This is a genomic window from Amycolatopsis rhabdoformis, assembly GCF_035918295.1.
Lineage (GTDB): Bacteria > Actinomycetota > Actinomycetes > Mycobacteriales > Pseudonocardiaceae > Amycolatopsis > Amycolatopsis rhabdoformis.
This window is the reverse complement of the sequence record NZ_CP142149.1, coordinates 8,212,655-8,238,945: the sequence shown is the minus strand read 5'-3', so window position 1 is coordinate 8,238,945 and position 26,291 is coordinate 8,212,655. Positions and strand designations below refer to the sequence as shown.

Genomic DNA, 26,291 nt, shown 5'->3' with positions numbered 1-26,291 from the left:
CGGCTTCAACGGCCGAAGTACTCCATCGAGAGCAGTGCCCGGAGGCGGTTTTGGTGCTGAAATAGCACATCACCCGGCCGCCGGGAGGACGCATGACGGCGCTCGACACCCCACCACTGCCGGACGACGACCGGCGGCCGCCCGAATCCGGCGCCGACGCGGAGCCGACCGAGCCCGTGACCGTGAAGTCACGAAGACCCCTGGTGCTGGCCGCCGCGGCGGGCTTCGCGATCGGGATCTGCGTAACCGGCCTGTTGTGGGGCCTGTCCGGCCAGCGCGGCGGCGCGAACGTGGACGCGGCGGCCGCGTGCGACGCCTTCTCCCGCGCCGGCCACCTGCCCGACACGACCACCGGCTACGACCCCACAGCCTTCACGCGCCTGGCCGACGACGCCGCCCACCGCATCGGCGCGGCCTACGAGCTGGCGCAGGCCGCGGCCGCGTTCAACGGCGAGTACCAGCCGCTGGCGCAGAGCCTGGCCGGGGTCAACGGCATGGTCGTGTCCGGCCGGTTCGACAGCCGATCCGGCCAGGACGACATCATCCGCGTCCAGCAGCTCTGCGCCAGGGGCTGAGCCCCGCGTACTTGTTTCCGGTTCCGGTGAGTCCGGTTCCGCTCAGGCAGCGGCGCCCGCTCAGGCCCGGTGCACCGTCTTCACCGCGAGCTGGTTGCCCGGCAGCTTGTCGCCGGCGCAGCCCGTGCCCGGCGCGGCCAGGAACTTCGACGCCGTCTCCTGCGGCAGGTACACGCGCAGGCCCTTCACCGCCGTCGGCTTGCACACGGCCGGGTCGAAGTTCGCGACCTGCGCGAACTGCACGTCGGCCGCGGCCGACTGGCCCGGCTGCAGCTTGATCGCGTCGCCCTTCGTGCCCTCGCGGAACGCGGCGGGGCCGACCTGGTGGCCGTCGTCGCCGGTCACGTAGGACACGCCGGGGAAGCCCTGGATCGTGCAGGGCTTGCTGCTGGAGTTCTTGATCAGGATCGGCCGGTAGACCGAGCCCGCGCCCGCGTCGCCCTGGCCGAGGGAGAGCGTGACGTCGCCGGCCTTGCACAGGCCGTTGTCCACCGGCTGGCCCGACGCCGGCGCGGTGTCCGAAGACGGCTCCGACGAGCTGGCCGTGGGGGCCGAGGACGTGTCGGAGGTGCTGGCCGAGGCATCAGAGCTCGGCGTTGTGCTCGCGGCCGGCGTGGTTCCGCTACCACAAGCCGACAACAGCAGGGCGCCGGACGCGCCCAGCGCAGCAAGAAAGACCAAGGAAATCCGTGGTTTTGTCGTGCTTACCATCTCACTTGCCTCCCCGTGCTGGGTAAACCACCGTTAAGTGGACGTGCGACCTCGGCACCGGGTTGCGCCGGCATCGTGAACTCTTCACCTGATGGAAGGCGATCATGACGGGCTTTTCTCACCAGGCATGGCAACACACGGTGAAACTACAACATGCCATGGCTGTCCACCCGTTCAACGAAGAGCTCGCGACCGGCACTCTGTCGCGCGAGCGGTTCCAGTTCTACCTGGTCCAGGACGCGCGTTACCTCGTCGGCTTCGGCCGCGCGCTGGCCGCCGCCGCGGCGAAGGCACCGGAGGTCGACGACGTCGCCTTCCTCGCCGGCGCGGCCCGCGACGCCATCGTGATCGAGCGCGAGATGCACGAGAGCTACTTCAAGTGGTTCCGGCTCTCCGAGACCGATCTGGCCGACATCGAGACCTCGCCGACCTGCGTGGCCTACTCGTCGTTCCTGCTGGCCACGGCCCACATCGGCAGCTACGGCGAGCTGCTCGCCGCGCTGCTGCCGTGCTTCTGGGTGTACCAGAGCGTGGGCGCCGAAATCCTCACGCGCCAGTCGCCGGAGAACGACAACCCGTACCGGCCGTGGATCGACACGTACGCCGGCGACGAGTTCGAAGCGACCGTCCGCACGTTCCGCGCGGCCATCGACCGCGCGGCCGACGCCGCGGGCGAAGCGACGCGCGAAAAGATGCTCACCGCTTTCACCCGGGCGTGTGAGTACGAATGGATGTTCTGGGACTCGGCCTACCGCCAAGAGGGCTGGCCAACAGCTGTGTTTTAGGCCTCGGCTCCGCCGAGGCGGGCGAGATCGCCTCAAGCCAACCTCTTCCCTCCCAATGTGCCCGGCCCGGGGGGCCAGACACATCGGGAGGGAAGAGGTCGGCGCGATCTCGCGTTGTGGTCGCCTTCGAGGCGTGTCTACCCAGGGCAGGAAGTTCTGTGACCGGCCCGGCAGGGAAGAAGATTCGCTCAGAGGGGCGTGTCCACCCAGGTGAGGCAGGTCCAGGTGCCGTCGGGCTCAGCGCGGAGCTCGACGATGCCCGTGTTCGGGATCAGGGCGCTGCCGGCCACGGCGGCGGGGACGTTGGTCGCCAGGAATTCGGCGCCGAAGCGGATCGCGCCGCCGTGGCTGACGAGGGCGACGGTGCCGTCGGGATTCGTGGGCTCGTGCTTGGCGCGCAGGTCTTCGGCCGCGCCGACCATGCGGGCGCGCACCTGCTCGCCGGACTCGCCGCCGGGGATTTCGGCGTCGAGCTCGCCCACGGCCCAGCGTCGCGCCGTGGCCATGTAGAGCTGGATCGACTCGGCGTCGGTGGCGCCTTCGAGGTCGCCGGCGTCGACCTCCTTCACGCCTTCGATCACCTGCACCTCGAGGCCGAGCACCTCGGCGAGCGGCGCGGCCGTCTGCTGCGCGCGCGTGGCCTGCGAGGCGTACACGGCGACAATCGGCTCGGCCGCGAGCCGGCCCGCGAGCGCCTTCGCCTGCTCCTGACCCAGCTCGGTGAGCGGCGGGCCGGGCAGCGCGGTGTCGAGCGCGCCCCGCACGTTGCCGTCGGTCTGGCCGTGGCGGATGAGGAGGAGTCTCACGCGCCTTCTCCCTTCAACACGGCGTCGACCCAGGCCTGGGCGTCGACGAAGTCCTGGTTGCCCGCGCCGGGCTCGATGGTGGCGGCGACCGCGTCGGCCCGCGGGTGCGAGCCGAGGAACCGCAGGTGGCAGCGGCGGCGCAGCGCGGTCATCGCGTCGACGATGCGCGGCTCGGCCACGTGCCCCTCGAAGTCGATGAAGAAGCGGTACTCGCCGAAGTTGTTGCGGGTGGGGCGGGCGTCGAGCCGCGTGAGGTTGATGCTGCGGCTCGCGAGCTCGGCGAGCAGCTCCGAGAGCGTGCCGGTGCGGTTCACCGCGGCCGCGACGATCGACGTGCGGTCGGCGCCCGTCGGCGCGGGCAGCTCGCCGGGACGGCGGCACAGCAGGAAGCGGGTCTGCGCGTCGGGCACGTCGGCGACACCCGTGGCCAGCTCTTCGAGCGCGTAGTGCTCGATCGCCACCGGCGCCGACACAGCCGCGTCGTACTGACCCTCGAGCACGCCGACGGCGGCCGACGCCGTGGACGAGGACGCCACCACCGTCGCGCCGGGCAGGTTGGCCTCGAGCCATTCCCGCACCTGCGCGAGCGCGTGGGGGTGGCTCGCGACCGTGCGGATCTCGCCGCCGCCGGGGCGCGTGAGCACGCTGAAGTGGATCGGCAGGATGGTCTCGGCCACGGCGACGAGCGGCTCGCCGGCGCTGAGGCCGTCGAGCGTGGTGGGCACGACGCCCTCGACCGAGTTCTCGATCGGCACGCACGCCGCGTCGGCCACGCCTTCCCGCACGGCCTGCAGCGCCAGCCGGACGGTCTCGTAGGGGGTCAGGTCCTCGCCCGGCGCGAGCGCGCGGGCGGCCTGCTCGGTGAACGTGCCCTGAGGGCCGAAGTACGCGATCCGCAACACGACCGCCAGGCTACTTACTGTGCTGATCGCCACCAATCCGACCACAGCCACGGCCGAATGGCTTCGTGGCAAGGGTTACGCGTCGAGTGGGGGGCGGCCTACCTCGGGCCGGATCGCTACCTCGGACGTGGCGGTTTTCACTCGGACAGCCGGTACGCCAACCGGTTACGCCGGGTGGCGTTTTTTGCCATGCTTGAGCCGTGACCGCCGAATCGGGCACACACACCGGGCACGAGGACGTCAGCCCGCCGGTTTCGTCCCGGACGCCGGAATTGGTGTTGTGCGCCGTCGATGAACCACTCGCCACCGCGTGGACCCATGCCGTCGGCAGCCTCCGGACCGAGGCGCAGATGGTCCGGGTGCACCGCGGGTCCGTGCTCGACGTCGTGGCCCAGGCCGTGGTGAGCCCCGCCAATTCCTACGGCTGGATGCGCGGCGGGATCGACGCCGTGTACGAGCGGGCTTTTCCGGGTGTCGAGCAGAACGTGCGCAGCGCGGTCTTGGCTTCGTACGGCGGAGAGCTGCCGATCGGCGAGGCCGTGATCGTGCCCACGGGCGAGGCCGAGCCGGCGTGGCTGATCAGCGCGCCGACGATGCGCGAACCCGGCGAACGGCTGCCGGCCGACACCGTGCACCCGTACCTCGCGGCGCGTGCGGTGTTCCTGCAGTGGCAGCTGGGGATGCTCGAAGACGGGCCGGTGCGCGAGGTCGTGGACACCATCGCGATGCCCGGGCTCGGCACCGGCGTCGGCGGTCTGGCGCCCGCCACGAGCGCGCGCCAGGTGGCCGCGGCGTGGGAGGAAGTGTTCGGCCGCCGCGGTGACCCTCGGTGATCAGGCCGGCAACGGTTCGGACCGCGTGCAGCACATCACAGCGCGTTCACGCCCGGTAGGCCCTACCGTTGATGGAGCGTTACTCGAAGAGTGGTGCCCAGTACGGAGCCAGCGCAGGCGACGGCCGAGGAGTGTGCGATGCCACGGGTCCGTGAACTCAGTCCCTACGTCGAGCTTCACCGGGAACAGTGGCGAGAGCTGCGCAGCTCCACCCCACTGCCCCTGACCGCCGATGAGCTCGTGCGGCTGCGGGGTCTCGGTGAGCAGATCGACCTGGCCGAGGTGGCCGACGTCTACCTGCCGCTCTCGCGGCTGATCAACCTGCAGGTCAAAGCCCGGCAACAGCTGTACGAAGCCACCACCACGTTCCTCGGCGAAGAGTGCCTGAGCACGAAGGTGCCGTACGTGATCGGCGTCGCCGGCAGCGTCGCGGTCGGCAAGTCGACCACGGCCCGCATCCTGCGCACACTGCTCGCCCGCTGGCCGGACCACCCGCGCGTGGACCTCGTGACCACCGACGGGTTCCTGTACTCCCGCGACGAGCTCACCCGCCGCGGCATCATGCACCGCAAGGGTTTCCCGGAGAGCTACGACCGGCGGGCCCTGCTGCGCTTCGTCACCGAGGTGAAGTCGGGCGCCGAGCGCGTATCCGCACCGGTGTATTCGCACCTCGCGTACGACATCCTGCCCGGGCAGGAGCAGGTGGTGGAGCGGCCGGACATCCTCATCATCGAGGGCCTGAACGTGCTGCAGCCCGGCCCGCGCCTGACCGTGTCGGACCTGTTCGACTTCTCCATCTACGTCGACGCGCACACCGACGACATCGAGCGCTGGTACGTGGAGCGCTTCCTCAAGCTGCGCCACACGGCCTTCGCCGATCCGGCGTCGCACTTCCACCACTTCGCCGGCCTGCCCGACGACGAAGCTCGTGAAGAAGCCCACCACCTGTGGAGCACGATCAACGAGCCGAACCTGATGGAAAACATCAAGCCGACCCGACCGCGGGCCACGCTCGTGCTGCGCAAGGACGCCGACCACTCCATCAACCGCGTGCGGCTGCGCAAGCTCTGACGCGCCCGTTCACCCACATAGCCCTCAGCAGTACCGGATCCTCACCCTCCGCCCCCCGACCTCGGCCGATCGGCCAGTTCGGGGGGCGGCTTCGTAACCGGTTGGCCGATACCGGGCAAGGCCGGTGAAAGCGACCCTGAACAGTAGGGAAATCGCACCTGACCTGGGAAGGAGGCCCCGGTGTTCGCAATCGTCCTCACGTGGGTCGGCGCAGTACTCGGACTGGCCCTCTTCGTTGCCATGGCCGCCAGCACGTTCTTGGTCGACCTCGACGACGCCCTGCGCGAACGGCGCCGCAAAGCCGCCACGGCGGCCGCTGCCGTGCCGTCCGTCCCGGTCCAGACGACACCCACGGCGTGAAAAAGCCCCGGCCTTTCCGGCCGGGGCTTTTCCTTTGCTGATCAGAGGGCCGCGAGCGCTTCGCGGTAGCCCTCGAGGTCGTAGTCGAGGCGGTCCTCTTCGGTCTCCTCGAGCTGGTTCTCCAGCACGGTCACGAGCTCGCCGAGCACCTCTTCGCGCGACAGGCCGCGGGAGAGCAGCGTGCGCGCGGCGGGCCACACCTCTTCGGGCGCGTCTTCCCAGAGCTGGTCGACCACGGTCGTCTCGAGCGCGAGGCGCAGGCCGTCGGTGCCGTCGAACTCGTCGTTGGCGAGCGACTCGTGGTACTCGGGGTGGTCGCCGATCACGAGCATCCGGCGCTGCTCCGGGTCCGACGGGTCGAGGTCGGTGAGCTCCTCGTCGCCGATCACCGTGGACAGCGAGGGCACGGCGAACTTCCGACGGGCCACCACGTCGAGGGCTTCCTCGGCGGATTCGGTGCCGTCGAGGTAGTCGGACAGGTCGTCGTCGTCTTCGTCCTCATCGGACAGGTACTCGGCGAGGTACTCGTTCACGTCCTCGACCAGCGCCGCCGAAGCGGCCTCCGACAGGCCGTTGCGCGAGGCGCTCCACGAAGCCCACGCCAGCACGACCGGCGGCACGAGGTCCTCGTCCTCGACCTCGTACTCCCCGCCGAGCAACGACTCCAGGAACCGGGCCAGCTTCTCGGGCCCGACGCGCAACGGGTCGGCCGGCTCCGTGCGGCAGCCGTGGTCCACGAGCAGCCGGGCGATGTTCCTGGCCGCCTCGACGTCCGCGAACGAGACGGCGCCGAGGAACTCGTCCACTGCCGCGTCGCGCTGGGCATCGGACCAGTCTTGCGCGGCGGTTTTCGACGAGGGTTCCGGCAGAGCCCGCAGCCAGGCCGTGGCCACGGCGTGGAAGCGCGTGTAGTCCTCGCCGACGTCGGGCTCGTCCATTCCGTCGGTGGCCGCGATGCCGTCGAGCAGCAGCCGGTGCGCGTCGGCCGGCTCGACCTTCTCGAGCACCACGAGCTCACCGTCGTCGGCGATCTGCGTGCGCATCTCGGCGAGCACCTCGTGGGGCTCGTCGATCACCACGAGGTCGCGCACGCGGCCCAGCTCGGTGAAGTCGAGCAGCGCCAGCAGGCCGAGCGTCGCGTCGCCGCGGGAGAATGTGCACAGCAGCGAGGTCTCGTCGCCGTAGACGTCACCGGTCCGCCAGATCTCGCCGACGGTGACCCGCCCGACCTCCCCGGCCCACTCCGGCTCGGGAATCCCGCGCGACAACACCACGGCCAGCGCCTCGGCGGCCGCCGTCCGCTCCTCCTCGGTCTCCGCCAGCACCTTCAACGCCGCCAGCAACGCCGCGGCACCCGGCGTGATCTTCCGCTGCGCGAACGCGATGAGCTCCAGCCCGAGCTGCTCGCCCCCTTCGGGCTCACCCTCGATCGTGAGGTCCCACCACTGCCCGAGCACCTCGGACGCCAACAACTCGACGTCGAACGGCCCCGGCTCGGCCGCGACGGCGGAGAAGTCCCGGAGGACGTCCTTGAACAGGCCGTTCACGCTCGGCGTGGACGGCTGGGGGCTCTTCTTGCGGGCACGGCTCACCGGACTCATGCCGAACATCGTCGCACCGCCCACCCCCACCCGAATCCGCGGGACGCGCGGCCGCGGTGGCCCCGGGCGCGGTATCCGCGGCCGGCCAGGGCGCCGACCCCGAAGAGGGACCACCGCGACTTCGCGGGAATTGACTCCGTGCTGGGTGTTTCAGCAGGTCAACGAACTGGGGGCGGGAAGGTTACGGGGTTTCGGCGGGTTTTGACGGGTGATTTGGGCTGGTGAACTTTTGCCGGGTTGCGGGTGGGTGGTTGGGTGGAATCACGTTGGCTTGGCGGGGCGGTCTGTTGCTGGTGGTGGCTCTGCAGTCGGCTGGGTCTTGGTGTGTTGCTCCCGCCGAGGGTCGCGCCGCTTCATGCGGCTTCGCGGTCCACCACGGTCCACGCCTCCACGACCAACCACGACTTGCGCCGACGCACGTCCGCTGCGGGGGCCTCGGTCACGCGGATCCGCGCGGCTTCCACAGCGATCCGGGAGCGCTGCACTCCAGCCAGCCGCTTCTCGCACCGAGAACTTCCACCGCCCACCGCGGGCCGGTCACACTGATCGACACTGCCCGGCGGCGCGATTCGGACCACCTCACGCCAGCCGGTCGCATCTGGCGCCGCCAACCTCCGCCGCCCGGAACAGGTCAGGCACACGGATCCACGTTGTGTCGGCAATTCCGGATAGCGGGGGGAAGGGACTGCGACTTCGGCATCCCGGTCCGACAGCCCGCACTCCTCAGTCAGCCGCGTCGTTTGCCGACGCACCCAACGAACCGACGTCGGCCGGCTACGCCGTTTCGCGAGGCTTCGGCAACGCGATCCGCGCCGCCTTCACCTCCGCGATCAGGCGCGTCTTGCGTCGGTGAACGTTCACCAGGTCCGCCAGGTAGCCGGTGAATTCTTCCGCCGTACCAGCGCGTTTGTGCAGCGTGCGCAGCTTCTTCAGGTGCTTCGCCGCTTCGCGGTACGCCTGGGGGTCCTTCTGCTCGATGAGCTGCTCGACCTGGCTGCGGTACACGGGGATCGTCTCGGCCGGGTGCGCGATCTCGCGCAGCGCGGCCAACTCCACGCGCTGGGCGAGCGAGCCGCCGAAGCGCACGCACGCGCGCCACGCTTCGTCGGGCCGGTCTTCGGCGACCAGGGCGCGGGCGAGTTCGTCGGCGCCGTCCTCGCTGTCCGCCGCGCGTTCCCGCAGCCGCGCGAGAGCGGCAACGCGCTGCACGGACCACACCCCCGCTTCGACGGCCGCCTCACGCAGCGCTGTGTACGTGGCACTGCCCGGCGCTTCGTCGAACTCCTTGCGGCGCAAGGCAACCGTCTCGTCCTGGGGTTCGGGCAGCTTGACCGTTTCGCGGTTCGGCGTGAGCGCCCGCGCCGCGTGGGCGATGGCCTCGCTGTGGCGCCCGGCGGCCCTCAGCACCCGCACGATCTTCAGGCTCACCTCGACCCGCGGCGGCTTGGCCTCGAGAATCGCGACGAGCGCGTCGACGTCGCCCCTGACCTCGGCGAGCTCCTCCAGCAGCCGCTCCGCGACGTCCCGGCGATACCCCGTCGGGCCGGCCGCGAGCACCTCGTCCACAGTGGACTTGATCCGCTCGAGTCCCTTGTCCCCCAGCGCTTCCGCGAAGTCCCGGAGCGCGATCGTCGGGCGGCCGGGCCCGTCGAACTCCACCTCGAGCACCCACTCCGCAAGCTGCTCCGCATCCGGCGGCCGCGCCGCGCACGCCCGCGCGTAGAGCTCGACGGCGAAGTCCAGCTTGTCCGAGAGGTCACCCGACGGATCCCCGGACTGCTCCACCACCTCACCGATGTCGTCCACGGTCCGGCGCGCGAGCGGCGCCAGGTCCGCCGGACTGCCGGCATCCAGCAACCGCGCCAACGTATCCAGCACGGCGCCCACCTTCGCCGTGTACTCGGCATTGCCGTCCTGCACGGCCGTGTCCAACAGCCGATGCGCCTCCGCCACCTCACCCGATTGAGTGGCCGAGCGCAGTTCGAGTGAATGCCGTAACTCAGGGTCACGCCTCACCTGGGCGTACAGCAGGTCCACCAGCGTTTCCGCGTCCAACGTACGCAGGTAAGGGCGCAGATCCGGGGGAGCACTCACGCGCACCAGTCTGCCCCATGGCGTTCGCCGCGCGTGTGGGCCAACTGCGTGCTCTTTCCGGCGTAACCGCACACCGCCGGTGACCTGTGGTTCTCCTCCGCGCCGGGCTGCGGAGCCCGGTGCCGAGGGCCGGTGGACCGCCGATTCGCGGCGGGTGGCGACGCCGGTACGGCGGCGTCACCATCGGCCGTTGAGGCTTGGCTCGCGGCTGATCGTCGGCCTGGCGCCGTTCCCCGTTTCGCCGTTGCCGCCGGAAGTACGGCGGCGTCACCATCGGCCGTCGAACCCTGGCTCACGGCTGATCGCTGGCCTGGCGCCGTTCCCCGTTTCGCTGTCGCCGCCCGAGGTACGGCGACCTCACGATCGGGCCCCGAACCCTGGCTCACGGCCGATCGTCGACCAGGCACTGTTCCCCGTTTAGCCGTTGCCACCGGAGGTACGGCGGCCTCACCATCGGCCGCCGAACCCTGGCTCACGGCCGATCCCCGGCCAGGCGCCGTCCCCCGTTTCGCCGCCGCCGGAGGTACGGCGGCCTCACCATCCCCGAGCCCTGGCCCACGGCCGATCGTCGACCAGGCACTGTTCCCCGTTTAGCCGTTGCCACCGGAGGTACGGCGGCCTCACCATCGGCCGCCGAACCCTGGCTCACGGCCGATCCCCGGCCCGGCGACGTCCCCCGTTTCGCCGCCGCCGGAGGTCCGGCGGCCTCATGCTCAGCCGCCAAGCTCTTCCTCCCCTTCGCCCTTCGCCCCGGCACAGCCCCCTGCTCCGCTACAGCCACCTTCGGCGCGACAGCCTCGCACCCAGCCGTGACCTCTCGACCCTCCGCCGCCGCACCGCCCCCACACGGCCCCGCACTCAGTCCTGGCATCTCCGCAGCCACTCGCCCCCGCGTTGTCCCCGGCTCCGGCGCCACCCTCCGCGCGACGACCGCGCACTCATCCGCCACCCCTCGCCTCGCCACAGCCACCTCGCGCCCGAACCCGCCCTCCTCCTCCGCACCACCGCCACCGCAACCTCACTCGCCAACCTCGGCCGCCCCACCGTCAGCCGATCGGCAAGCCGCACCGCCACCGCCAGCACCACCGCCGCGAACACCACGATCGCCGCCCCACCCGCCAGCGCGCCGCCGAGGGTGCGGTGGGCGTGGTCGATCGTCAGCTGGACCGCGAAGGTGTTCTGCTGCGCGAACAGCTCCCCCAGCCCGCGCCCCACAACCGCCACCGCCGCCCGCCAAGTCGACGCGGCCACCGGCAGCGGCGCAGCGGAGGCGAGCGCGTTCTCAACCGCGGTCAGCGTGCTCCAGTCCGCACCGCGAACGAGCGCTTCATACCGCTCCCGACCACTCTCCGTAAGCCGGCCCGCCACCCCCGAAAGCGCCGTCCGATAACCACCGACGGCATCCGTGAACAGCCCCCGCGTCGCCCCGTCCAGCCCGGCCACGGCCAGGGAATCCGCGCGGTACAACCCTTCCGTCGCCACCAGCAGGTCGACCGCGGTGTTCTGCTGGTACGCCGTCTCCGCGTCCGGTGCCGAGCGGGTGAACTCCCGCAGCCCGGCGATCGCGCCGTCGATCCGCTGTGTGTACCCGGTGAACGCCGCCAGGCGATCGTCGCCGGTCAGCGCCTGCCCGCGCCGCTCCTGCAGCCCGACCACGGTGCGCGTGACCTCGTTCGACGCCCGCGCCGTGTCATCCGCCAGCCCGCGCACGCGATTCGCTTGCTGCACCAGGAAAATCCCGATCACGAGCGCCACCAGCACCAACGCCGCTCCGGGCACGAACGCGATCAACACCACGCGCCTGCGCAGGTACTCCACGGCCCTTCCTTCCGCTTTTCCCCGACCAGCCCCGGTCCGGCCCACGCTAGGAACCCCGCGCCGCACCGGTCAACGCAAGTCCGCCATACGGCCGTTAGCCCAGCGTGACGGCCGTGGTACGCACTTCCCCGTGACTCTCGACGCCCGCACCCCCGAACCCCGCACCCTCGACGCCCTCATCCAGCGCCTGCGCGACTTCGCCTCCGCCCGCGACTGGGAACCGTTCCACCACCCCAAGAACCTCGTGATGGCCCTCTCCGGCGAGGTCGGCGAACTCATCTCCCTCTTCCAGTGGCTCACGCCCGAGGAAGCCCGCGAGTACCGCTCCGACCCCACCCTGACCGCCAACGTCCGCGACGAAATCGCCGACGTCCTCCTCTACCTCCTGCAACTAGCCGAGTCCCTGGACATCGACCTCCTCGAAGTGGGCAACGCGAAGGTCGACCGCAACGAGACCCGTTTCCCGCCGCTGGAGCGCTGATCACCGGGCCGCGGGCCGGCTCGTCGTCACCACCTGCTGCGCGGGAACCGGCGCCGGCGGCCGCAGGAACGCCACTGCCAACAGCGCCGCCACGGCCACCACCAGCGCCGCCACCACCGCGATCCGCATCAGCCCACCCGGCGGCGCAGGTAGAACACCAGCCCACCGGACGCGGTGGCCGCGAGCACAGCACCCGCGGCCACGAGCAGCGGTTCGGCGAATGGGGATATCGACGTTTCCGGAATTGCGTCAGCCGGATTTCCCGGTTCCGCCTGCGCGGTGGCGGAACCGAGCACAGCAAGTCCCGCGACCAGGGAAAACATACCAAGGGAACGACAAAAGACGACCAACGCGGAAACCTTCCCAAGAGTCCGGCAAAACCGATGCCGGACATATCGCGCCGCCGCCCACACCGTTACGCATCAATTCCGGAATGATTCCGACGCGCCTCGATCGGGTGCATCCGGTGATTTTTCGCCGCAGACCGGACGTGTCGTCGGGCACCAGCACCGGCCGGCGGCCCCGCGAGGCCGTAACCTCGGGGTATGCCGATCCAGGTGCTGCTCGTCGACGACCACGAACTGGTGCGCCGGGGTCTGCGCGACCTCCTGGGCGACGAGGCGGACATCGAGGTGGTCGCCGAGGCCGGGGGCGTCGAGGAGGCGCTGGCGGTGGCGATGCACGTGGAGCCGGACGTCGCGGTGGTCGACGTGCGCCTCGGCGATGGTGACGGCATCACGCTGTGCCGCGAGCTGCGTTCGAAGCCCAACCCGCCGGCCTGCCTCATGCTCACCGCGTTCGACGACGAGGAAGCCATGGTCGGCGCAATCATGGCCGGCGCGTCGGGGTACTTGCTGAAGCAGGTGCGCGGCCAGGACGTGGTCAACGCCGTGCGCGAGGTCGCCGCCGGCCACTCCCTGCTCGACCCCGTGTCCACGGCCCGCGTGCTCGACAAGCTGCGCCACCCGCCCACCGACGACCTCGCCGCCCTCACCGACCGCGAGCGCGATGTGCTGGAGCTCATCGGCCAGGGCATGTCCAACCGCGAAATCGCCGAACGCCTGTTCCTGGCCGAAAAAACGGTGAAGAACTACGTGACCTCGGTCCTCGCCAAGCTCGGCATGCAGCGCCGCACCCAAGCCGCCGCCTGGATCGCGCGCCGCGGCAAGTGATGTCCGAAAAACCGGACCCCCCCCCGTCGTTCCGGCCGAAAGTCCCCGTCGATCCGGCGTATGACCACTGGCTGACCTACGGCGTCGAGAAGCGGATCCTCGTGGTCACGCGCACGGTCACCACCGTCACGCGGCTGCTGGACATCCTGTCGCTGCTGGAAGACGACCACCGGGTGCAACCCGTCTTCACCTTCGACGACCGCCGCCCCGCGGTGTTCAGCGCGGGGCTCACGGAACTCCTCACGAGCCTCGGCGCGGCGGTCGTCCCGTGGAGCCAGGCCCGGACGGCCGAGTTCGACCTGGCCGTCGCCGCGAGCGAGAACGACGACCTCGCCGAGCTGAGGTGCCCAGTGCTGCTCGTGCCGCACGGGATCGGGCATCAGAAGTACTACCCGCGCACGAAAACGATCTCCGGCCTCAACCCCGCGCGCCTGCGCGGCGACCGCCTCCACGTCGGCCTTTCCCACGGCAACCAGCTCGGTCACGTGCGCGGCAAGAGCGCCGTCGTGATCGGCGACCCGTGCCACGACCGGATGCTGGCCAGCGCCCACCGCGTGCCGCACTTCCGGCGGGTGCTGGGTGCCGCCGACCGCACGCACGTGGTGCTCGCGTCCACGTGGGGCCCGCAGTCGCTGATCGGCTCGAATCCTTCGCTGCCCCACCGTTTCCTGGCCGAACTGCCGCTGGACGAGTACCGCGTGAGCCTCGTGCTGCACCCCGGCGTGTGGTCGGCGCACAGCCCGCTGCAGGTGCGCGCCGTCCTCGCGTCCGCGAGGCGCGGTGGGCTCACGCTCATCCCGCCCCAGCGCGGCTGGCAGGCGACGATCCTGTCCGCCGACTGCCTGGTTTCCGACTGCGGTTCGATGCCGCTGTACGCGAGCGCGGCCGGCGTGCCGGTGGTGATCGGGAGCCCGGTCGCCGACACCGTTGTGGCCGGCTCGCCGCTCGCCGATCTCGTCGCCCGCGCGCCGCGCCTCGACGAAAGTGCTCTGCCGGACCAGGTGGCGGCGGCGATCGCGAGCGGTCCCGTCGCCGGTCCGGCTGCTGAAGCCGTGGAGTACCCCGGCAAGTGCGCGGAGATCCTCCGGGCGCTGCTGTACGAGCTGCTGGACCTGCCGGAACCGTCGCGGCCGGCCGCGTTTCCGCCGGTCGACGACCCGGTGCCGGAGTACGAGGCGCCGACAGCGTTGCGGGTCGGCGTGGAGGCGGCCGGCGACGACCTGCTCGTCCGGCGGTTTCCGGCTTCGGTGCCCGGGGCGCCGTTGCCGGGTCAGCACATCGTCGCCCACGCCGAGCTGGCCACGCTCGCCGAGCTCGAGGGCGCGGCGGTCGTCCACCGCTCGGCGGGTGCCGACTTCGCCGGCTGGGCCGCCGAAACCGCGCGCCGACGACCGAACGCCCGGCTCCTCGCCGAAACCGCGCCCGGCCTGTGTCGCGTGTGGACGGACGGGGTGATCACCGACCTGCCCGCCGCCGTCGATCCGTTGGTGCTGGCGTCCGCCGCCCACTGGCGCACGGTGCGGGGGCTGCCGTTGACGGATCTGCGCGTGCGCTGATTACGCGGGGAGGCCGTACCAAAGCTTGTGGTACAGGCGTTCCCGCCGAGGATGACGCGACGCCTCGTACCGCTGCCAGGCGCCGGACCAGTGCTGACGCGCGAGGTCGAACCCGCCGGCGCGCCAGGCGGCGTCGCCGGTCGCCTCGCTGAACTCCAGGTCGTACTGGTTGCTGCCGGCGCCGTTGGCCAGGCGCCACGCCTCGGGCAGGAGCGCGAGCGCCTCGGCGGCGCGGCCGGTCTCCGCGAACACCTTCGCCCGCACGAGCCAGACCTGGGCTCGGTCACGGTCGTTCCCCGGGAGCGTATGGTTTTCGGCTTCCTGCACCAGCGCCAGCGCTTCGGGGAACTGCCTGAGCGAGACGAGGACGTTGGCCAGCATGCGGGCGTGCAAACCACGGCCGCGATGCGGTTTCCCCTCGACGCTGAGGCTGCGGGTGATCGCGAGGGCGCCCCGGTAGCACGCGACGGCGCGCATGAGCTGGCCCTGCTCGCGGTGGAACAGGCCGCGGAACTCCAGCACCGACGCTTCGAGCTCCGGGATCCGCACCTGCCGCACGGCGGCTTCGGCCTGCGCGAACGCGTGCGCCGCGCGGTCGAACTCGCCGATCAACGACAGGATGCGCCCGGACATGCTCGTCATCCGGGCGCGCACCGCCGGCGGCGGGTCGGTGCGGAGACCGCGGTCAAGGATCGCTTCGAGGTCCCGGTGCCGCCCGCGGTGCAGGCCGACGATCTCGAGCGCGCCGCAGATCTGCAGGAGTTCGTGGTGGAGGCCGGCGTCCAGTGCGGTGCCGGCCAGGGCGCGATAGGTCGGCAGCTCGGCCACGAGCCAGTCGACCGGACCGCCGTCGAACTCGGGGTTTTCGGTGCCGGACGGGAGCGTCGGGTCGTAGAGGCGTAGGCGGTCCGGCCCCGATTTCCGGAAGTCGGCCTGGACGGCGCGCGCCGCGTAGAAGCGGACGAGCCGGGTGAAGGCCTCGCCGGTGCCGTTCGTGTTGCCGGTCCTGCGAACGGCTTGCCGGGCCTGGTTGCCGAGCTGAAGGCGGCCGTCGGCGGTGCGGGTGACGAGCACCTGGTCGTGGAGCTCGGTGAGCAACGTCCAGACCTGTTTTACCGGACGCGCCACGAGTGCTGCGGCGGCTTCCGCGGTGAAGCTCGGGCCCGGGAACACGGTGAGCAGCCGGCAGAGTTCGGCGGCCTCGGCGGGCAGCCCGGACAGCGCCTCGTCGTACGCGTGGCTCACGGGACCGAGCGAGCCGCCGCTCTCGAGTTCGGTCGCGGCCGCCGCCAGGGGCCGCTGCGTGAGGGCGGCGAACGATCGGACGCGGTTCGCCGCCACGACCAGCGCCGCGGGCACGCGATCGCATTGGGCCAGCAGTTTCTGGGTGCCCTCGGGGTCGTTCCGGACGAGCTCGGGCGAGCAGATCGCTTCGAGCAGCTGGCGGTCGGCGCCGTCCTCGAGGCGGCCGAGCGGGACGAGGGCGAAGTCGAGGAGGAAGTCGGTTTCCGGCGCCGAGGTCAGGGCCAGCACGAGGCTCATCGGGGATGGCGGGATCAGTCCGTCAAGTTCGGCGGCGCTTTCGACGTTGTCGAAGACGACGAGCAGCCGCAGCGGCTGGAGGACTTCGAGGTACTGGACGGCGAGGTCGTCGTCGGCGGTGCTCAGCACTTCGACGCCCAGGCGCGCGAGGAGGTACGCCTTGATCCGGTTGCGGCCGAGCGGGCCGCCGGGGCCGTCGCGGAACTCGGCGCAGTTCACGAGCACGGAGCCGTCGGGGTAGGAAGGCTTGCTGTGCAAGGCGAAGTGCTCGGCCGCGGCGGTCTTGCCGATGCCGGACGGGCCGGTCAGGACGGCGGTTCCGGTACGTGCGTTCAGCTGCTGCCACACGGTGACGCGGTCGACGAACAGCGGCGAACGAGGGACGATCTGGGGAACTTTTCCGGTTGTCGCCAGGTCGGCGTCGACGAGTGCTTTGAGCTGGTGGACGGAGTCGGGATGCTCGGCGATCAACCGTGCGACGGCCTGTTCGAGGGCGGCGGGATCGTTGTGCCGCCGGCGCGTGACGCGGCCCCACAGGTACTCGCCTGCCTTGCTGCCGGCGGTGAACGCCAACGCCACGCCCTGTTTGATGAGTTCGGCGTACAGCACGTCCGCGCTCACGTAACCCCCTCATGAGTCCTGCCGTCCACGCTAGCAGTGTGCGCGAAGGTCGTGACTGTCCGTGAGATGGCCGGCCGGGCTCAGAACCAGCCGAGTGGCCGATCGACGACCCTGATCCGTCACGGTCGGCCACAGCGGATTCGGTAAGGCTCCTCCGGATTCACCCCATCGTGAGTCGAATGGGTGTTCGATTTCCCGGTAGACTCGTCACCAGGAGAAAGCGAGTGATGGCTCGCAGTGCTGGGGTTTGTTTCGTTTTCGTTGAGGTCGGTCGTTGTTGGTGTCGTTGTTGGTGTTGCAGTTGAACGGGAAGCCACGTGCCCGTCGGGAGAGGAAGGAGCGGCTCACATGACGCGTGATGGCTGAAGCCGGATCAGCGCTGTGGGTGGCGGTCGCGCACGTGCGACTAGTCCAGAGGGAGATCGAACGCCACGAGCGTGCCGAGGCTGGGTGAGGAGTTGATGAAGAACTTCCCGCCGGCGGTGTCGGCGCGTTCGGCGAGGTGACGGAGGCCTCGGGTGGCGACGCCTTGGGGTACGCCGGATCCGTTGTCGCGCACGCGGAGTTTCACGCCGTCGCGGTCGCGGGTCAGGGTCACGCGCGTTTCGCTCGCGCCGGAGTGGCGGACCACATTGGACAGTGCTTCGCGCAGTGCCGCGCGGATGTGGTCGGCGCGCTCGGCGGGTACGTCGGCGAACTCGCCGGAGAGCTCGAGGGTCGGCGGGTAGCCGAGGAGCTCACCGGCGATGCGGACTTCGCCGCGGGCGGATTCGGCGAGGTCGGTCGGCGTGCCGGTGTCGTGGCGGGGCTCGGGTGAGCGCAGGGCTCGCACGGTGCCGCGGATTTCCTCGATGGTCTGGTCGAGCTGGTCGATCGCGTCGGACAGGCGCGCGCCGTCGGCCTGGGCGAAGCGCTTGCGCATGTTGCGGCGCACGCGGTCGAGCTGCATGCCGGCGCCGTAGAGACGTTGCACGATCACGTCGTGCAGCTCGCGGGCGATGCGTTCGCGCTCTTGGTAGAGCGTCACGCGGTGGCGCGCGTTGGCGCCCTCGGCGAGCGCGAGCACCACGCCGGCCTGCGCGGCGAACGCCACGAGCATCTCGACCGTCCCCGCGGAGAACGGCTCGCGGCCCTGCAGGCGGTAGACCGTGAGCGCGCCCAGCACCCGCCCGCCGGAGCCGAACGGCGCCGCTGCGAACGGCCCGAAGCCACGCAACTCGTCGGGCACGTAGGGCGCGGTGCGCGGGTCAACGGTGAAGTCATCACTGACCACGGGCTCCCCACCGCGCGCCACACGGCCGGCAGCGGAGTCGGCGGGCAACGTCAGCCCTTGCAGCGCACGCCCGGCCCCACTCATGTCCACGGCAGCCTCGACCACCACGAGCCCGTCGTCAGCGCTCACCATGGCCAGACCAAGGTCCGCGTCAGCCAACTGCGCGGCCCTGGTCACGACCGTGTCCAGCACCGCCTCCGGATCATCGCCGGACAACGCGGTGCTCGTGATCTCCGTAGCAGCGGACAACGCCCGCGCGGCAAGTGTCGGGTCCATGAGCAACACCGACCCTAGCGCGTGCTTGCGACCCGGACCCGGAATCGTGACCGTCACCAACCACCTCTCACAACTGCGCACGCCATCGCCGCATCGCACACGACGACCCGGCCACTTCGGCGCAGGACCACTCGGCTGCTACCGGGCAGGTGCACTCGGCCACCGCGGGCCCGGGCTACCTCGGCCTCGCCACCCCGCACGACCGCGCGAGCCAGCTCCGGGCTTCCGCACGCCACATCGGTCTGACGGCCGCGACCCGAGATCATGGCCATCACCAACCACCTCTCACGACCGCGCACACCAGCGCCGCATCGCACCACCACCCGGCCGCCACGAACCTCGGTGACGGCCTCGGCCTCGCCAGCTGACACAGCCGCGCGCCCGAGCCCCGCCTCGCCGACAGCGACCCGACCGCCCCGGCTCGCATCAGCCTTGCGGCCGGGGCCCGCAATCATGGCCGTCACCAGCCAGCCCTCACGACCACACACACCGGCGCCGCATCGCGCACGGCCACTCGGCCGCCGCCGATTGCATCGGGCCCGCAGCCCGACCCCGAAATCATGGCCATCACCGACCATCCCGCACGATCGCAGGCACCGGCGCCGCATCGCACACGACAAGCCGACCACCGCGGACCACGTCACCGCCGCGAATCGACCCAACAACCGCGGTCATCACCGAACACCCCGCACAGCAGCACTCACCGGCTCCACTTCGCGCACTTCAACGCGCCCGCCGCGGACCTCAAGGACCACATCCGCGTCGAGCTGCTCGTCCACGTTGTGGGTCACGTGCACGACGGTGCGGCCCGCCAACTCGGTTCGCAGCGTGGTGCGCAGAGCCCGAGCGGTCCCTTCGTCCAGGTGAGCCGTGGGTTCGTCGAGCAGCACGAGGTCGGCCGAGGGTGCCGCCAGGAGGGCGCGCGCGAGGGCGACGCGTTGGGCCTGGCCGCCGGAGAGGCCGGTGCCGGCGCTGTCGAGGAGGGTGGTCGGGTCGAGTTCGGGGAGGTGGGCGAGGTCCAGGGCGTGCCGGATGTCGGTGTCGGTGGCGTGGGGGTCGGCGAGGCGGAGGTTTTCCGCGACGGTCGTCGAGACCAGCATCGGCTCTTGCGGGGCCCACGAGACGTGCGCGGGTACCTCGACCTCGCCTGCGCGCGGCGGCAGGAAGCCGAGCAGCGCGGCCACCAAAGTCGACTTGCCGGCGCCGCTCGGGCCGACCACGGCGACGTAGGTGCCGGGCGCGATGTCGAGCGTCACGTCGCGCAGGACGGGCTCGGCGCCGGGCCAGCCGAGGTCCGCGCGGCGCAGCCGGACGGCCGGGCCGGTTTTGCCGGGTGGCACGGGGGCGGCCGAGTCGAGCGCGCCCAGGCGAAGCCGTGCGGCGCGCAGTGTGTCCCAGTGCGTGGCGGCGGGCGGGAGCAGCGAGAGGACTTCGGCCAGCGCCAACGGCACCAGCGCGAGCAGCGGCACCATCACCCCCGCCAACGCACCGGACGCGACGGCCGGCGCGGCCAGCATCGTGCTGCCCACCGCGGCCGCGCCCGTGGCGAGCACGATGAGCGCGTCGGCGGCGCCGGCGCCGAAGGCCTGGCGGCGAGTGGCGGCCGTGAGGTTCGCATCGGTCGCGAACAGCGCCCGGCGGCGCGCGGCGGCGCCACCGTAGGCGAGCAGCTCGGCGGCCGAGCTGAACAGCACGAGCACGCGCGCGGCGACGTCGCGGCGGCCGGCGGCGAGCGCGGCCGTCGCGTGGCGCTCGGTGAGCAGCGCGACGCGTGGCGCAGCGAGGCTGACCACCACCGCGGCGACGAGCAGCAACCCGGCCGACGGCAGCACCACCGTCTGCACCGCGATCGCCCCCACCGCGACCAGCCCGACGACGATCGGCGGCGACACCACCCGCGGCAGCAGATCGCGCACCGCATCGACGTCGGCCACCAGACGGCGCTGCCCCTCACCGGCCGCCAACGCACGCGCCGGCCCGAGCCGCACCAGCGCCTCCCACAGCCGCACCCGCAGGCGCCCGACGATCCTGAACGCGGCATCGTGCGTCACGAGCCGCTCCGCGTACCGCAGCCCCGCGCGGCCCAGGCCGAACGCCCGCACCCCGACCACCGCGACGGTCAACGTCAGAATCGGCGGCTGCAACGAAGCCTTCGCGATCAGCCACCCCGAAGTCGCCGTCAACGCGACGCCCGCCAACAGCGCCAACGCGCCCAGCACCGACCCCGCGAACAGCCGCCGATCCAGCAGCAACCGCCACGCCAGCGGCCGCCCAGCCGCAACCTCGCCCGCGACGGCCGTTCCCGACAACGGCTTCTCATCCCCCACAGCCACCGCCGCCGCCCGCTCGTGCGCCGCGACGATCGCCGCGGCCCCACCGGCCACCGCCCGCTCGACGGCCCCCAGCACGCGCCGCGCGTTCACCTCGTCGAGGTGCGCGGTCGGCTCGTCGAGCAACAACAACCACGCCCCGGCCCGCACCCGCACCAACGCCCGCGCGACAGCCACGCGTTGCCGCTGCCCCACCGAAAGCTGATCCACGGACCGGTCTTCCAGCCCAGCCAACCCCAGCTCCGCCAACACCTCGACGACAACGGAGGCATCAACCGAGCGAACTCCAGCCGCGCTGTCAGCACTGCTCGAGTCAGCAGCTTCGCCCGCGCCACTCGTCGAGACCCAGCCACCGGCCGCAGCTACTTCACCAAACCCAGCCGCCTGTCCGGCACCACCCGAGCTACCCGCGCGAACTCCGGCCGCGCTATCAGCATTGCCCGAGTCAACAGCTTCGCTCGCACCACTAGTCGAGGCCGAGCCGCCAGCCGCAGCTACTTCACCAATCCCGGTTACCTGTCCGGCACCACGCGAGCCGCGTTCGCCGGCCGCGGCGCCAACCTCACCAGCGCCGCCGACACCAACCGAGTGCCCCGCCTCGGCAGCGCGCACGACCTCGGTCGCGCCGAGCACGCCGCGAACCGCGGCCGTGACTCCGTCCCCCGAATCTCCTGGCACGACGCCAAGACGGCCCGAGCGGCCAGAAGGGGCCGCGCTGCCGAAACCGATCGGGCCGACCGCGTCCGCCGAGCCGTCAAAACCAGCCGCGGCTCCCGAACCCACGCCGACACCAACGACACCGCCGAGGCCGCCGACAGCCACTTCCTCGAAAACCGTTCCCCCGCTGAACACCGGCGACTGCGGCACCCAAGCGACATCCGCCCGCCACTTCGCCACGTCGACCTCACCCAGCGGCACCCCGCCGACGGTGATCGAGCCGTCGTAAGCCGGCACGAACCCCAGCACCGCGGCCAGCGTGGTCGACTTCCCGCCGCCACTCGGCGCCCGCAGCCAGACAGTCTCGCCGCGGCTCACCGTGAACGACGAACCATCCGGGGCGAACCCACCGCGGCGAGCGACGCTGAGGTCCGACACAGTGAGTTGTCCACAGGGCGGAACCGTCTTGCCGAACGAAGGCGCCGGTTCAGCCAAGACGTCGCCCACGCGGCGGACGGCCTCGACACCGTCTTCGCTCGCGTGGAAAGCCGCGCCAACCGCGCGCAGCGGCTGGTAGCACTCCGGAACCAGGATCAGCACACCCAGCCCGATGGCCAGCGGCAACGAGCCCGACACCAGCCGCACGCCGATGACCACGGCGACGAGAGCCACCGACAACGTCGCCACCAACTCGAGCACGAACGCCGACGAGAACGCCACCCGCAGCGTCTTCAGCGTCGCGCGGCGGTGGCGGTCCGAGACGCGCGCGACGGTCGCCGACTGGGCGTCCGCGCGGTGGAAGGCCGTGAGGATCGGCAGGGCGCGCACGAGTTCGAGCAGCAGGCCCGACATGCGGTGCACGGCGTCGGTCGCACCGGCCACGCGGTCGGCGGTGAACTTGCCGACCAGCACGGCGAAGAGTGGCAGCAGCGGAACCGTCGCGACGACGATCACCGCCGACGGCCAGTCCGTCCACAGGATCGCCGCGCCCGCCGCGAGCGGTACGACGAAGGCCGTGACCAGCGCCGGGAGGTATTCGCGGAAGTACGCGTCGAGTGCGTCGAGGCCGCGGGTCACCAGTTCGGTGAGCGAGCCGTCGCCGCGGCGGGCCAGCCATTCCGGGCCCAGCCGCAGGGCGTGCGAGACGACCTTCGCGCGCAGGTCCTGCTGCGCGGTGGCCGCGGCGCGCGCGGAGACCACCCGCACCGCCCAGCCGACCAGCGCCCGCCCCGCGACCAGCGCGAACAGGGCAGCCAGCTGAGCGGTGCGGCCCCCGGTCCCTGCGGAGACCAGCGCGGCCAGCACGTCGGCGAGCAGAAACGCCTGGGCCACCAGGAAAGCGGCGTTGACGAACGACAGCGCCGCCACGAAGAGCAGCGCCCGGCGCGCGGCCGGCCCGAGAGCCGAGAGCGCGCCGAGCGGCCCCTTGCCCGGCCGCACCTGGTCCACTGTGGACCTAGGGGCGGGAAGGGTGGTGCGGCCGGGAAGTGTGGTCACGGTGCGTGCACCGCCGGGATGTGCTGCACGCCGATGCGCTTGCGGAAGACCCAGTAGGTCCAGCCTTGGTAAACGAGCACGGCCGGCGCACCGAACGCGGCGACCCACGTGATCACCTTCAGCGCGTACGGGCTCGCGGCGGCCTGCGCGATCGTCAGCGAGTTCGCCGGATCCCCGGTGGAGGGCAGCACGTTGGGGTACAGCGCCCCGAACATCGTCACCACGGCCGCCAAGATCACCACGCCCAGCGCGGCGAACGCCTGCCCATCGCGGTCGGCGCGCAGCCGCAGCCACGCCACGATCGCGGCCAGCACGCTGACGCCCAGCGCGAACCACGTCCACACCTGCCCCGCGCGCAGCTGCACCACCACGAGGAACGCGATCATCGGCAGCAACGCCACCGGCAGCAGCCGAAGCGCCAGCACCCGAGCCCGCTCACGCAGCTCGCCGGACGTCTTCAGCGACAGGAACGCCGCGCCGTGCACCAGCGAAAACCCGACCACGGCGAGCGCGCCCAGCAGCGTGTCCCACCGCACGGCCTCGAACGGCGTGCCGACGCGGTTGCCTTCGGCGTCGAGAGGCAGGCCGAGCACGGTGGTCGCGAGCAGCAGCCCGACGCCCAGCGGCGGGATCCACGAGCCGACCATGATCACGCGGTCCCACGTGCGCCGCCAGCGTTCGGAGTCGACCTTGCCGCGGTACTCGAACGCCACCCCGCGCCCGATCAGCGCCAGCAGCACGAGCAGCAACGGCAGGTAGGCGCCGGAAAACAGCGTCGCGTACCAGCTCGGGAACGCCGCGAACGTGGCGCCGGCCGCGACGATCAGCCACACCTCGTTGCCGTCCCACACCGGCCCGATCGTGTTCACCAGCACGCGCCGCTCGGTGTTGTCGCGCCCGAGCACGGGCAGCAGCATCCCGACGCCGAAGTCGAAACCCTCGAGGAACAGGTACCCGAGCCAGAACAGCGCGATGATCCCGAACCACACCAGCTGCAGCGTCGTCATCGCAACCCTCCACAGCGCTGATCCACACCACGACCCTGAGTTATCCACAACCCATCCAGTTGTCCACAGATTGCCTGTGGGTAACTCTCGCGGGTGATCAGCCGACCACGCTGGGTTCGACCCAACATCTCAGTACGCGAACGAGAGGGTGTCGTCATCCGAACCCGGCTCCTCACCGTGGGCAGGCGGCGGCAGGACCCCTTCGATCCCGCCGCGGATGTACTTGCGCATCAGGAACAGCTCCACCACACCCAGCCCCAGGTAGAGCACCGTGAGCGAGATCAGCGACGTCCACACCTCGCCCACCGACAGCTTCGACACCGCCTCGGCCGTGAACATCCACATGCCGTCGACCCCGGTCGGGTTGGGCGCGACCACGAACGGCTGACGCCCCATCTCCGTGAAGATCCAGCCGGCGCTGTTGCCGATGAACGGCGTCGCGATGCCCGCCACCAGCAGCAACGGGAACCAGCGCTTGCCCGGAAGCCGGCCGCGGCGGGTGAGCCACAGCGCCAGCAGGCCGATCCCGGCCCCGATCGCGCCGAACCCGATCATGGCGCGGAAACCCCAGTAGGTCACCGGCAGGTTGGGCACGTAGTCGATCGGCTTGCCCGCGAGCGGGCCCAGGTCCGGGTCGTTCGGGTAGTTGGTGCCGTACTTGGCCTGGTACTGGCCGATCAGGTTCTCCACGCCCGGCACTTCGGTGGAGAAGTCGTTGTGCGCGAGGAACGACAACAGCGCCGGCACGGTGAACGTCTTCACGTCCTCACAGTTGGCCCCCGCGACGTCGCCGATCGCCAGGATCGAGAAGCTCGCCGGCTTTTCCGTGTGGCACAACGCTTCGGCCGAGGCCATCTTCATCGGCTGCTGCTGGAACATCAGCTTGCCCTGCGTGTCACCCGTGATGGCCAGCACCGCGAACGCCACGATCCCGACCCAGCCACCGAGTCGCAGCGACGCGCGCCAGACGTCCCGGTGCACGCCGGCTTCCGACTCCGGGGCCGACCGCCGCCGCCACAGGTGCCACCCGGCCACGCCGACCAGGAACGCCGCCGACACCGAGAACGCGCCGGCCAGCGTGTGCGGGATCGCCGCCAGCGCCGTGTTGTTGCCCAGCACCGCGAAGATCGAGTTCATCGTCGGCTTGCCGTTCACGAACTCCACACCCACCGGGTGCTGCATCCACGAGTTCGCGGACAGGATGAAGTAGGCCGAGGCCATCGACGCCAGCGCGAAGGCCCAGGCACACGCCAGGTGCACACGCTTCGGGAGCCGGTCCCAGCCGAAGATCCACAGGCCGAGGAAGGTCGACTCCACGAAGAACGCGACGAGCCCCTCCATCGCCAGCGGCGCGCCGAACACGTCGCCGACGAAGCGGGAGTAGGCGCTCCAGGTCATCCCGAACTGGAACTCCTGGACGATCCCGGTCACCACCCCCATGGCGAAGTTGACCAGGAGGAGCTTCCCCCAGAACTTGGTCATCTTGAAGTAGCGCTCGTTGCCGGTCCGCACCCAGGCGGTCTGCATCCCGGCGACGAGCACCGAAAGTCCGATGGTCAGCGGGACCATCAGGAAGTGGTACACGGTGGTGATGCCGAACTGCCACCGCGCGAGCTCAAGGACATCCACGTCTTCGAGCTAACTCCGCGCCCGCGCGGCCAACCAGTTCAACACGTCCCGAATACCGAGGGACCTACGTCCTGAATCCGGGAAACCCGCACGTCAGGGCCATCGAGCACAACAGTCCACTGTGTACCCGAAAGCAGTACCCGACAGTAGTACCCGGCAGCAGCAACCGACCACAGGACTCGACAGCGCTACCCGACGGCACTACCCGACAGCGGCACGACGGCCTACCGCGTCTGCTCCACCAGCCACGACAGGTACCGCGGGCTCCCGCCCACGATCGGCGTCACGATGATCTCCGGCAGGTCGAAGCCGTGGCGCACGTTGAGGAACTCCTCGAGCGCGCCCGCGCGGTCGGTGGCCGTCTTGCACTCCACGCGCCACTCGTTGTCCACGCGCACCTCGTCGTCCCACCGGTACACGCTGGTGATCGGCCCCACAATCTGGGCGCAGGCGGCGAGCCGCGCCTCGACGGCGCTCGTGGCGATGTTCCGAGCGGTCGCTTCTTTGTCGACAGTGGTGGTCACGACCACGTGGTCAGCAGGCATGACCCGAACCGTACCGCAACCGGAAAACAAAATTCGGTGCACCGAAAAAAATAATCAGGACACCCGGCGGAACCTATTCAACCGACCGCACGGGGCAATTCGCAAAACCCATCAACTTGCGCCTTTCTGAACAGCTCCTTTATCGTTGA

At 70.9% G+C, this 26,291-nt stretch carries 22 protein-coding genes; 8 read left to right on the top strand and 14 right to left on the bottom strand.

The genetic code is table 11. The features are described 5' to 3' along the window. Positions 1–92: 92 nt before the first annotated feature. The gene (locus tag VSH64_RS38030; protein ID WP_326567584.1) at positions 93–575 is read left to right on the top strand and encodes a hypothetical protein; all 483 of its coding nucleotides are present in this window, start codon (positions 93–95) and stop codon (positions 573–575) included. Between the two features lie 60 nt (positions 576–635). Here the strand turns inward: VSH64_RS38030 and VSH64_RS38025 are convergent, their stop codons facing one another. Beyond that, positions 636–1,286, bottom strand: a complete 651-nt coding sequence (locus VSH64_RS38025; protein ID WP_326567583.1) for a DUF4232 domain-containing protein — start codon at positions 1,284–1,286, stop codon at positions 636–638. 158 nt (positions 1,287–1,444) lie between these two features. On the opposite strand from VSH64_RS38025, the gene tenA reads away from it, so the two are divergent. Then, positions 1,445–2,071, top strand: coding sequence for a thiaminase II (gene tenA / locus VSH64_RS38020; protein WP_326567582.1), 627 nt, complete (start codon positions 1,445–1,447; stop codon positions 2,069–2,071). 188 nt (positions 2,072–2,259) lie between these two features. Here the strand turns inward: tenA and VSH64_RS38015 are convergent, their stop codons facing one another. Both VSH64_RS38015 and pheA read right to left on the bottom strand, forming a co-directional pair. Continuing rightward, positions 2,260–2,877: a histidine phosphatase family protein gene (locus VSH64_RS38015; protein ID WP_326567581.1), complete on the bottom strand. Its 618-nt coding sequence runs from the start codon at positions 2,875–2,877 to the stop codon at positions 2,260–2,262. Next, on the bottom strand, positions 2,874–3,779 hold the full coding sequence (gene pheA, locus VSH64_RS38010) for a prephenate dehydratase (protein ID WP_326567580.1): 906 nt from the start codon (positions 3,777–3,779) through the stop codon (positions 2,874–2,876). The genes VSH64_RS38015 and pheA overlap by 4 nt, the downstream gene beginning before the upstream one ends. Positions 3,780–3,979: 200 nt before the next feature. On the opposite strand from pheA, the gene VSH64_RS38005 reads away from it, so the two are divergent. From VSH64_RS38005 to VSH64_RS37995, 3 genes are all read left to right on the top strand, one after another. Then, positions 3,980–4,612, top strand: coding sequence for a macro domain-containing protein (locus VSH64_RS38005; protein WP_326567579.1), 633 nt, complete (start codon positions 3,980–3,982; stop codon positions 4,610–4,612). Positions 4,613–4,750: 138 nt separating this feature from the next. Beyond that, positions 4,751–5,683, top strand: coding sequence for a type I pantothenate kinase (coaA, locus tag VSH64_RS38000; RefSeq protein ID WP_326567578.1), 933 nt, complete (start codon positions 4,751–4,753; stop codon positions 5,681–5,683). Between the two features lie 180 nt (positions 5,684–5,863). After that, the gene (locus VSH64_RS37995; protein ID WP_326567577.1) at positions 5,864–6,043 is read left to right on the top strand and encodes a hypothetical protein; all 180 of its coding nucleotides are present in this window, start codon (positions 5,864–5,866) and stop codon (positions 6,041–6,043) included. Between the two features lie 41 nt (positions 6,044–6,084). Here VSH64_RS37995 and VSH64_RS37990 read toward each other — a convergent pair whose 3' ends face one another. The 4 genes from VSH64_RS37990 to VSH64_RS37975 form a co-directional block, all read right to left on the bottom strand. After that, positions 6,085–7,644: a hypothetical protein gene (locus VSH64_RS37990; RefSeq protein ID WP_326567576.1), complete on the bottom strand. Its 1,560-nt coding sequence runs from the start codon at positions 7,642–7,644 to the stop codon at positions 6,085–6,087. Positions 7,645–7,997: 353 nt separating this feature from the next. Beyond that, positions 7,998–8,129 (bottom strand): hypothetical protein, encoded by a 132-nt coding sequence (locus VSH64_RS37985; protein WP_326567575.1) that lies wholly within the window; start codon positions 8,127–8,129, stop codon positions 7,998–8,000. Between the two features lie 289 nt (positions 8,130–8,418). Further along, positions 8,419–9,738: a DUF6880 family protein gene (locus VSH64_RS37980; protein WP_326567574.1), complete on the bottom strand. Its 1,320-nt coding sequence runs from the start codon at positions 9,736–9,738 to the stop codon at positions 8,419–8,421. 858 nt (positions 9,739–10,596) lie between these two features. Further along, positions 10,597–11,556, bottom strand: a complete 960-nt coding sequence (locus VSH64_RS37975; protein WP_326567573.1) for a nitrate- and nitrite sensing domain-containing protein — start codon at positions 11,554–11,556, stop codon at positions 10,597–10,599. Positions 11,557–11,686: 130 nt separating this feature from the next. Here VSH64_RS37975 and VSH64_RS37970 point away from each other — a divergent pair, with 130 nt between their 5' ends. Next, a complete protein-coding gene (locus tag VSH64_RS37970; protein WP_326567572.1) occupies positions 11,687–12,037 on the top strand; it encodes a nucleotide pyrophosphohydrolase in 351 nt (116 codons plus the stop codon). On the opposite strand, the gene VSH64_RS37965 is transcribed toward VSH64_RS37970, so the two are convergent. Further along, entirely contained in the window at positions 12,038–12,166 is a 129-nt protein-coding gene (locus tag VSH64_RS37965) for a hypothetical protein (protein ID WP_326567571.1), read from the bottom strand. It lies immediately after the preceding gene. 416 nt (positions 12,167–12,582) lie between these two features. On the opposite strand from VSH64_RS37965, the gene VSH64_RS37960 reads away from it, so the two are divergent. Then, complete coding sequence (locus VSH64_RS37960; RefSeq protein WP_285971182.1) at positions 12,583–13,209, top strand: response regulator; 627 nt, start codon at positions 12,583–12,585, stop codon at positions 13,207–13,209. Further along, positions 13,209–14,765, top strand: a complete 1,557-nt coding sequence (locus VSH64_RS37955) for a hypothetical protein (protein ID WP_326567570.1) — start codon at positions 13,209–13,211, stop codon at positions 14,763–14,765. The genes VSH64_RS37960 and VSH64_RS37955 overlap by 1 nt, the downstream gene beginning before the upstream one ends. On the opposite strand, the gene VSH64_RS37950 is transcribed toward VSH64_RS37955, so the two are convergent. The 6 genes from VSH64_RS37950 to cutA all read right to left on the bottom strand — a co-directional run bounded on the left by VSH64_RS37950 (position 14,766) and on the right by cutA (position 26,142). Further along, entirely contained in the window at positions 14,766–16,928 is a 2,163-nt protein-coding gene (locus VSH64_RS37950) for a hypothetical protein (RefSeq protein ID WP_326567569.1), read from the bottom strand. Positions 16,929–17,334: 406 nt separating this feature from the next. After that, positions 17,335–18,477, bottom strand: coding sequence for a GAF domain-containing sensor histidine kinase (locus VSH64_RS37945; RefSeq protein WP_326567568.1), 1,143 nt, complete (start codon positions 18,475–18,477; stop codon positions 17,335–17,337). Positions 18,478–19,151: 674 nt separating this feature from the next. Then, a complete protein-coding gene (gene cydC / locus VSH64_RS37940) occupies positions 19,152–22,913 on the bottom strand; it encodes a thiol reductant ABC exporter subunit CydC (RefSeq protein ID WP_326838140.1) in 3,762 nt (1,253 codons plus the stop codon). A 44-nt stretch (positions 22,914–22,957) separates the two neighbouring features. Next, positions 22,958–23,968 carry a cytochrome d ubiquinol oxidase subunit II gene (gene cydB, locus VSH64_RS37935; RefSeq protein ID WP_326567567.1) on the bottom strand — a complete coding sequence of 337 codons (1,011 nt, stop codon included), beginning with the start codon at positions 23,966–23,968 and terminating at the stop codon, positions 22,958–22,960. Between the two features lie 129 nt (positions 23,969–24,097). Further along, positions 24,098–25,597 (bottom strand): cytochrome ubiquinol oxidase subunit I, encoded by a 1,500-nt coding sequence (locus VSH64_RS37930; RefSeq protein ID WP_326567566.1) that lies wholly within the window; start codon positions 25,595–25,597, stop codon positions 24,098–24,100. A gap of 224 nt (positions 25,598–25,821) precedes the next feature. Further along, positions 25,822–26,142, bottom strand: coding sequence for a divalent-cation tolerance protein CutA (cutA, locus tag VSH64_RS37925; RefSeq protein WP_326567565.1), 321 nt, complete (start codon positions 26,140–26,142; stop codon positions 25,822–25,824). Between the last annotated feature and the right edge of the window lie 149 nt (positions 26,143–26,291).

Coding starts and splice junctions, on each gene's coding strand:
- tenA (WP_326567582.1), top strand. CDS start 1,445: ATGGCTGTCCACCCGTTCAACGAAGAGCTCGCGACCGGCACTCTGTCG.
- VSH64_RS38030 (WP_326567584.1), top strand. CDS start 93: ATGACGGCGCTCGACACCCCACCACTGCCGGACGACGACCGGCGGCCG.
- VSH64_RS37965 (WP_326567571.1), bottom strand. CDS start 12,166: ATGCGGATCGCGGTGGTGGCGGCGCTGGTGGTGGCCGTGGCGGCGCTG.
- VSH64_RS37945 (WP_326567568.1), bottom strand. CDS start 18,477: ATGGACCCGACACTTGCCGCGCGGGCGTTGTCCGCTGCTACGGAGATC.
- VSH64_RS37960 (WP_285971182.1), top strand. CDS start 12,583: ATGCCGATCCAGGTGCTGCTCGTCGACGACCACGAACTGGTGCGCCGG.
- VSH64_RS37990 (WP_326567576.1), bottom strand. CDS start 7,644: ATGAGTCCGGTGAGCCGTGCCCGCAAGAAGAGCCCCCAGCCGTCCACG.
- cydB (WP_326567567.1), bottom strand. CDS start 23,968: ATGACGACGCTGCAGCTGGTGTGGTTCGGGATCATCGCGCTGTTCTGG.
- VSH64_RS38025 (WP_326567583.1), bottom strand. CDS start 1,286: ATGGTAAGCACGACAAAACCACGGATTTCCTTGGTCTTTCTTGCTGCG.
- cutA (WP_326567565.1), bottom strand. CDS start 26,142: ATGCCTGCTGACCACGTGGTCGTGACCACCACTGTCGACAAAGAAGCG.
- VSH64_RS37955 (WP_326567570.1), top strand. CDS start 13,209: ATGTCCGAAAAACCGGACCCCCCCCCGTCGTTCCGGCCGAAAGTCCCC.
- coaA (WP_326567578.1), top strand. CDS start 4,751: ATGCCACGGGTCCGTGAACTCAGTCCCTACGTCGAGCTTCACCGGGAA.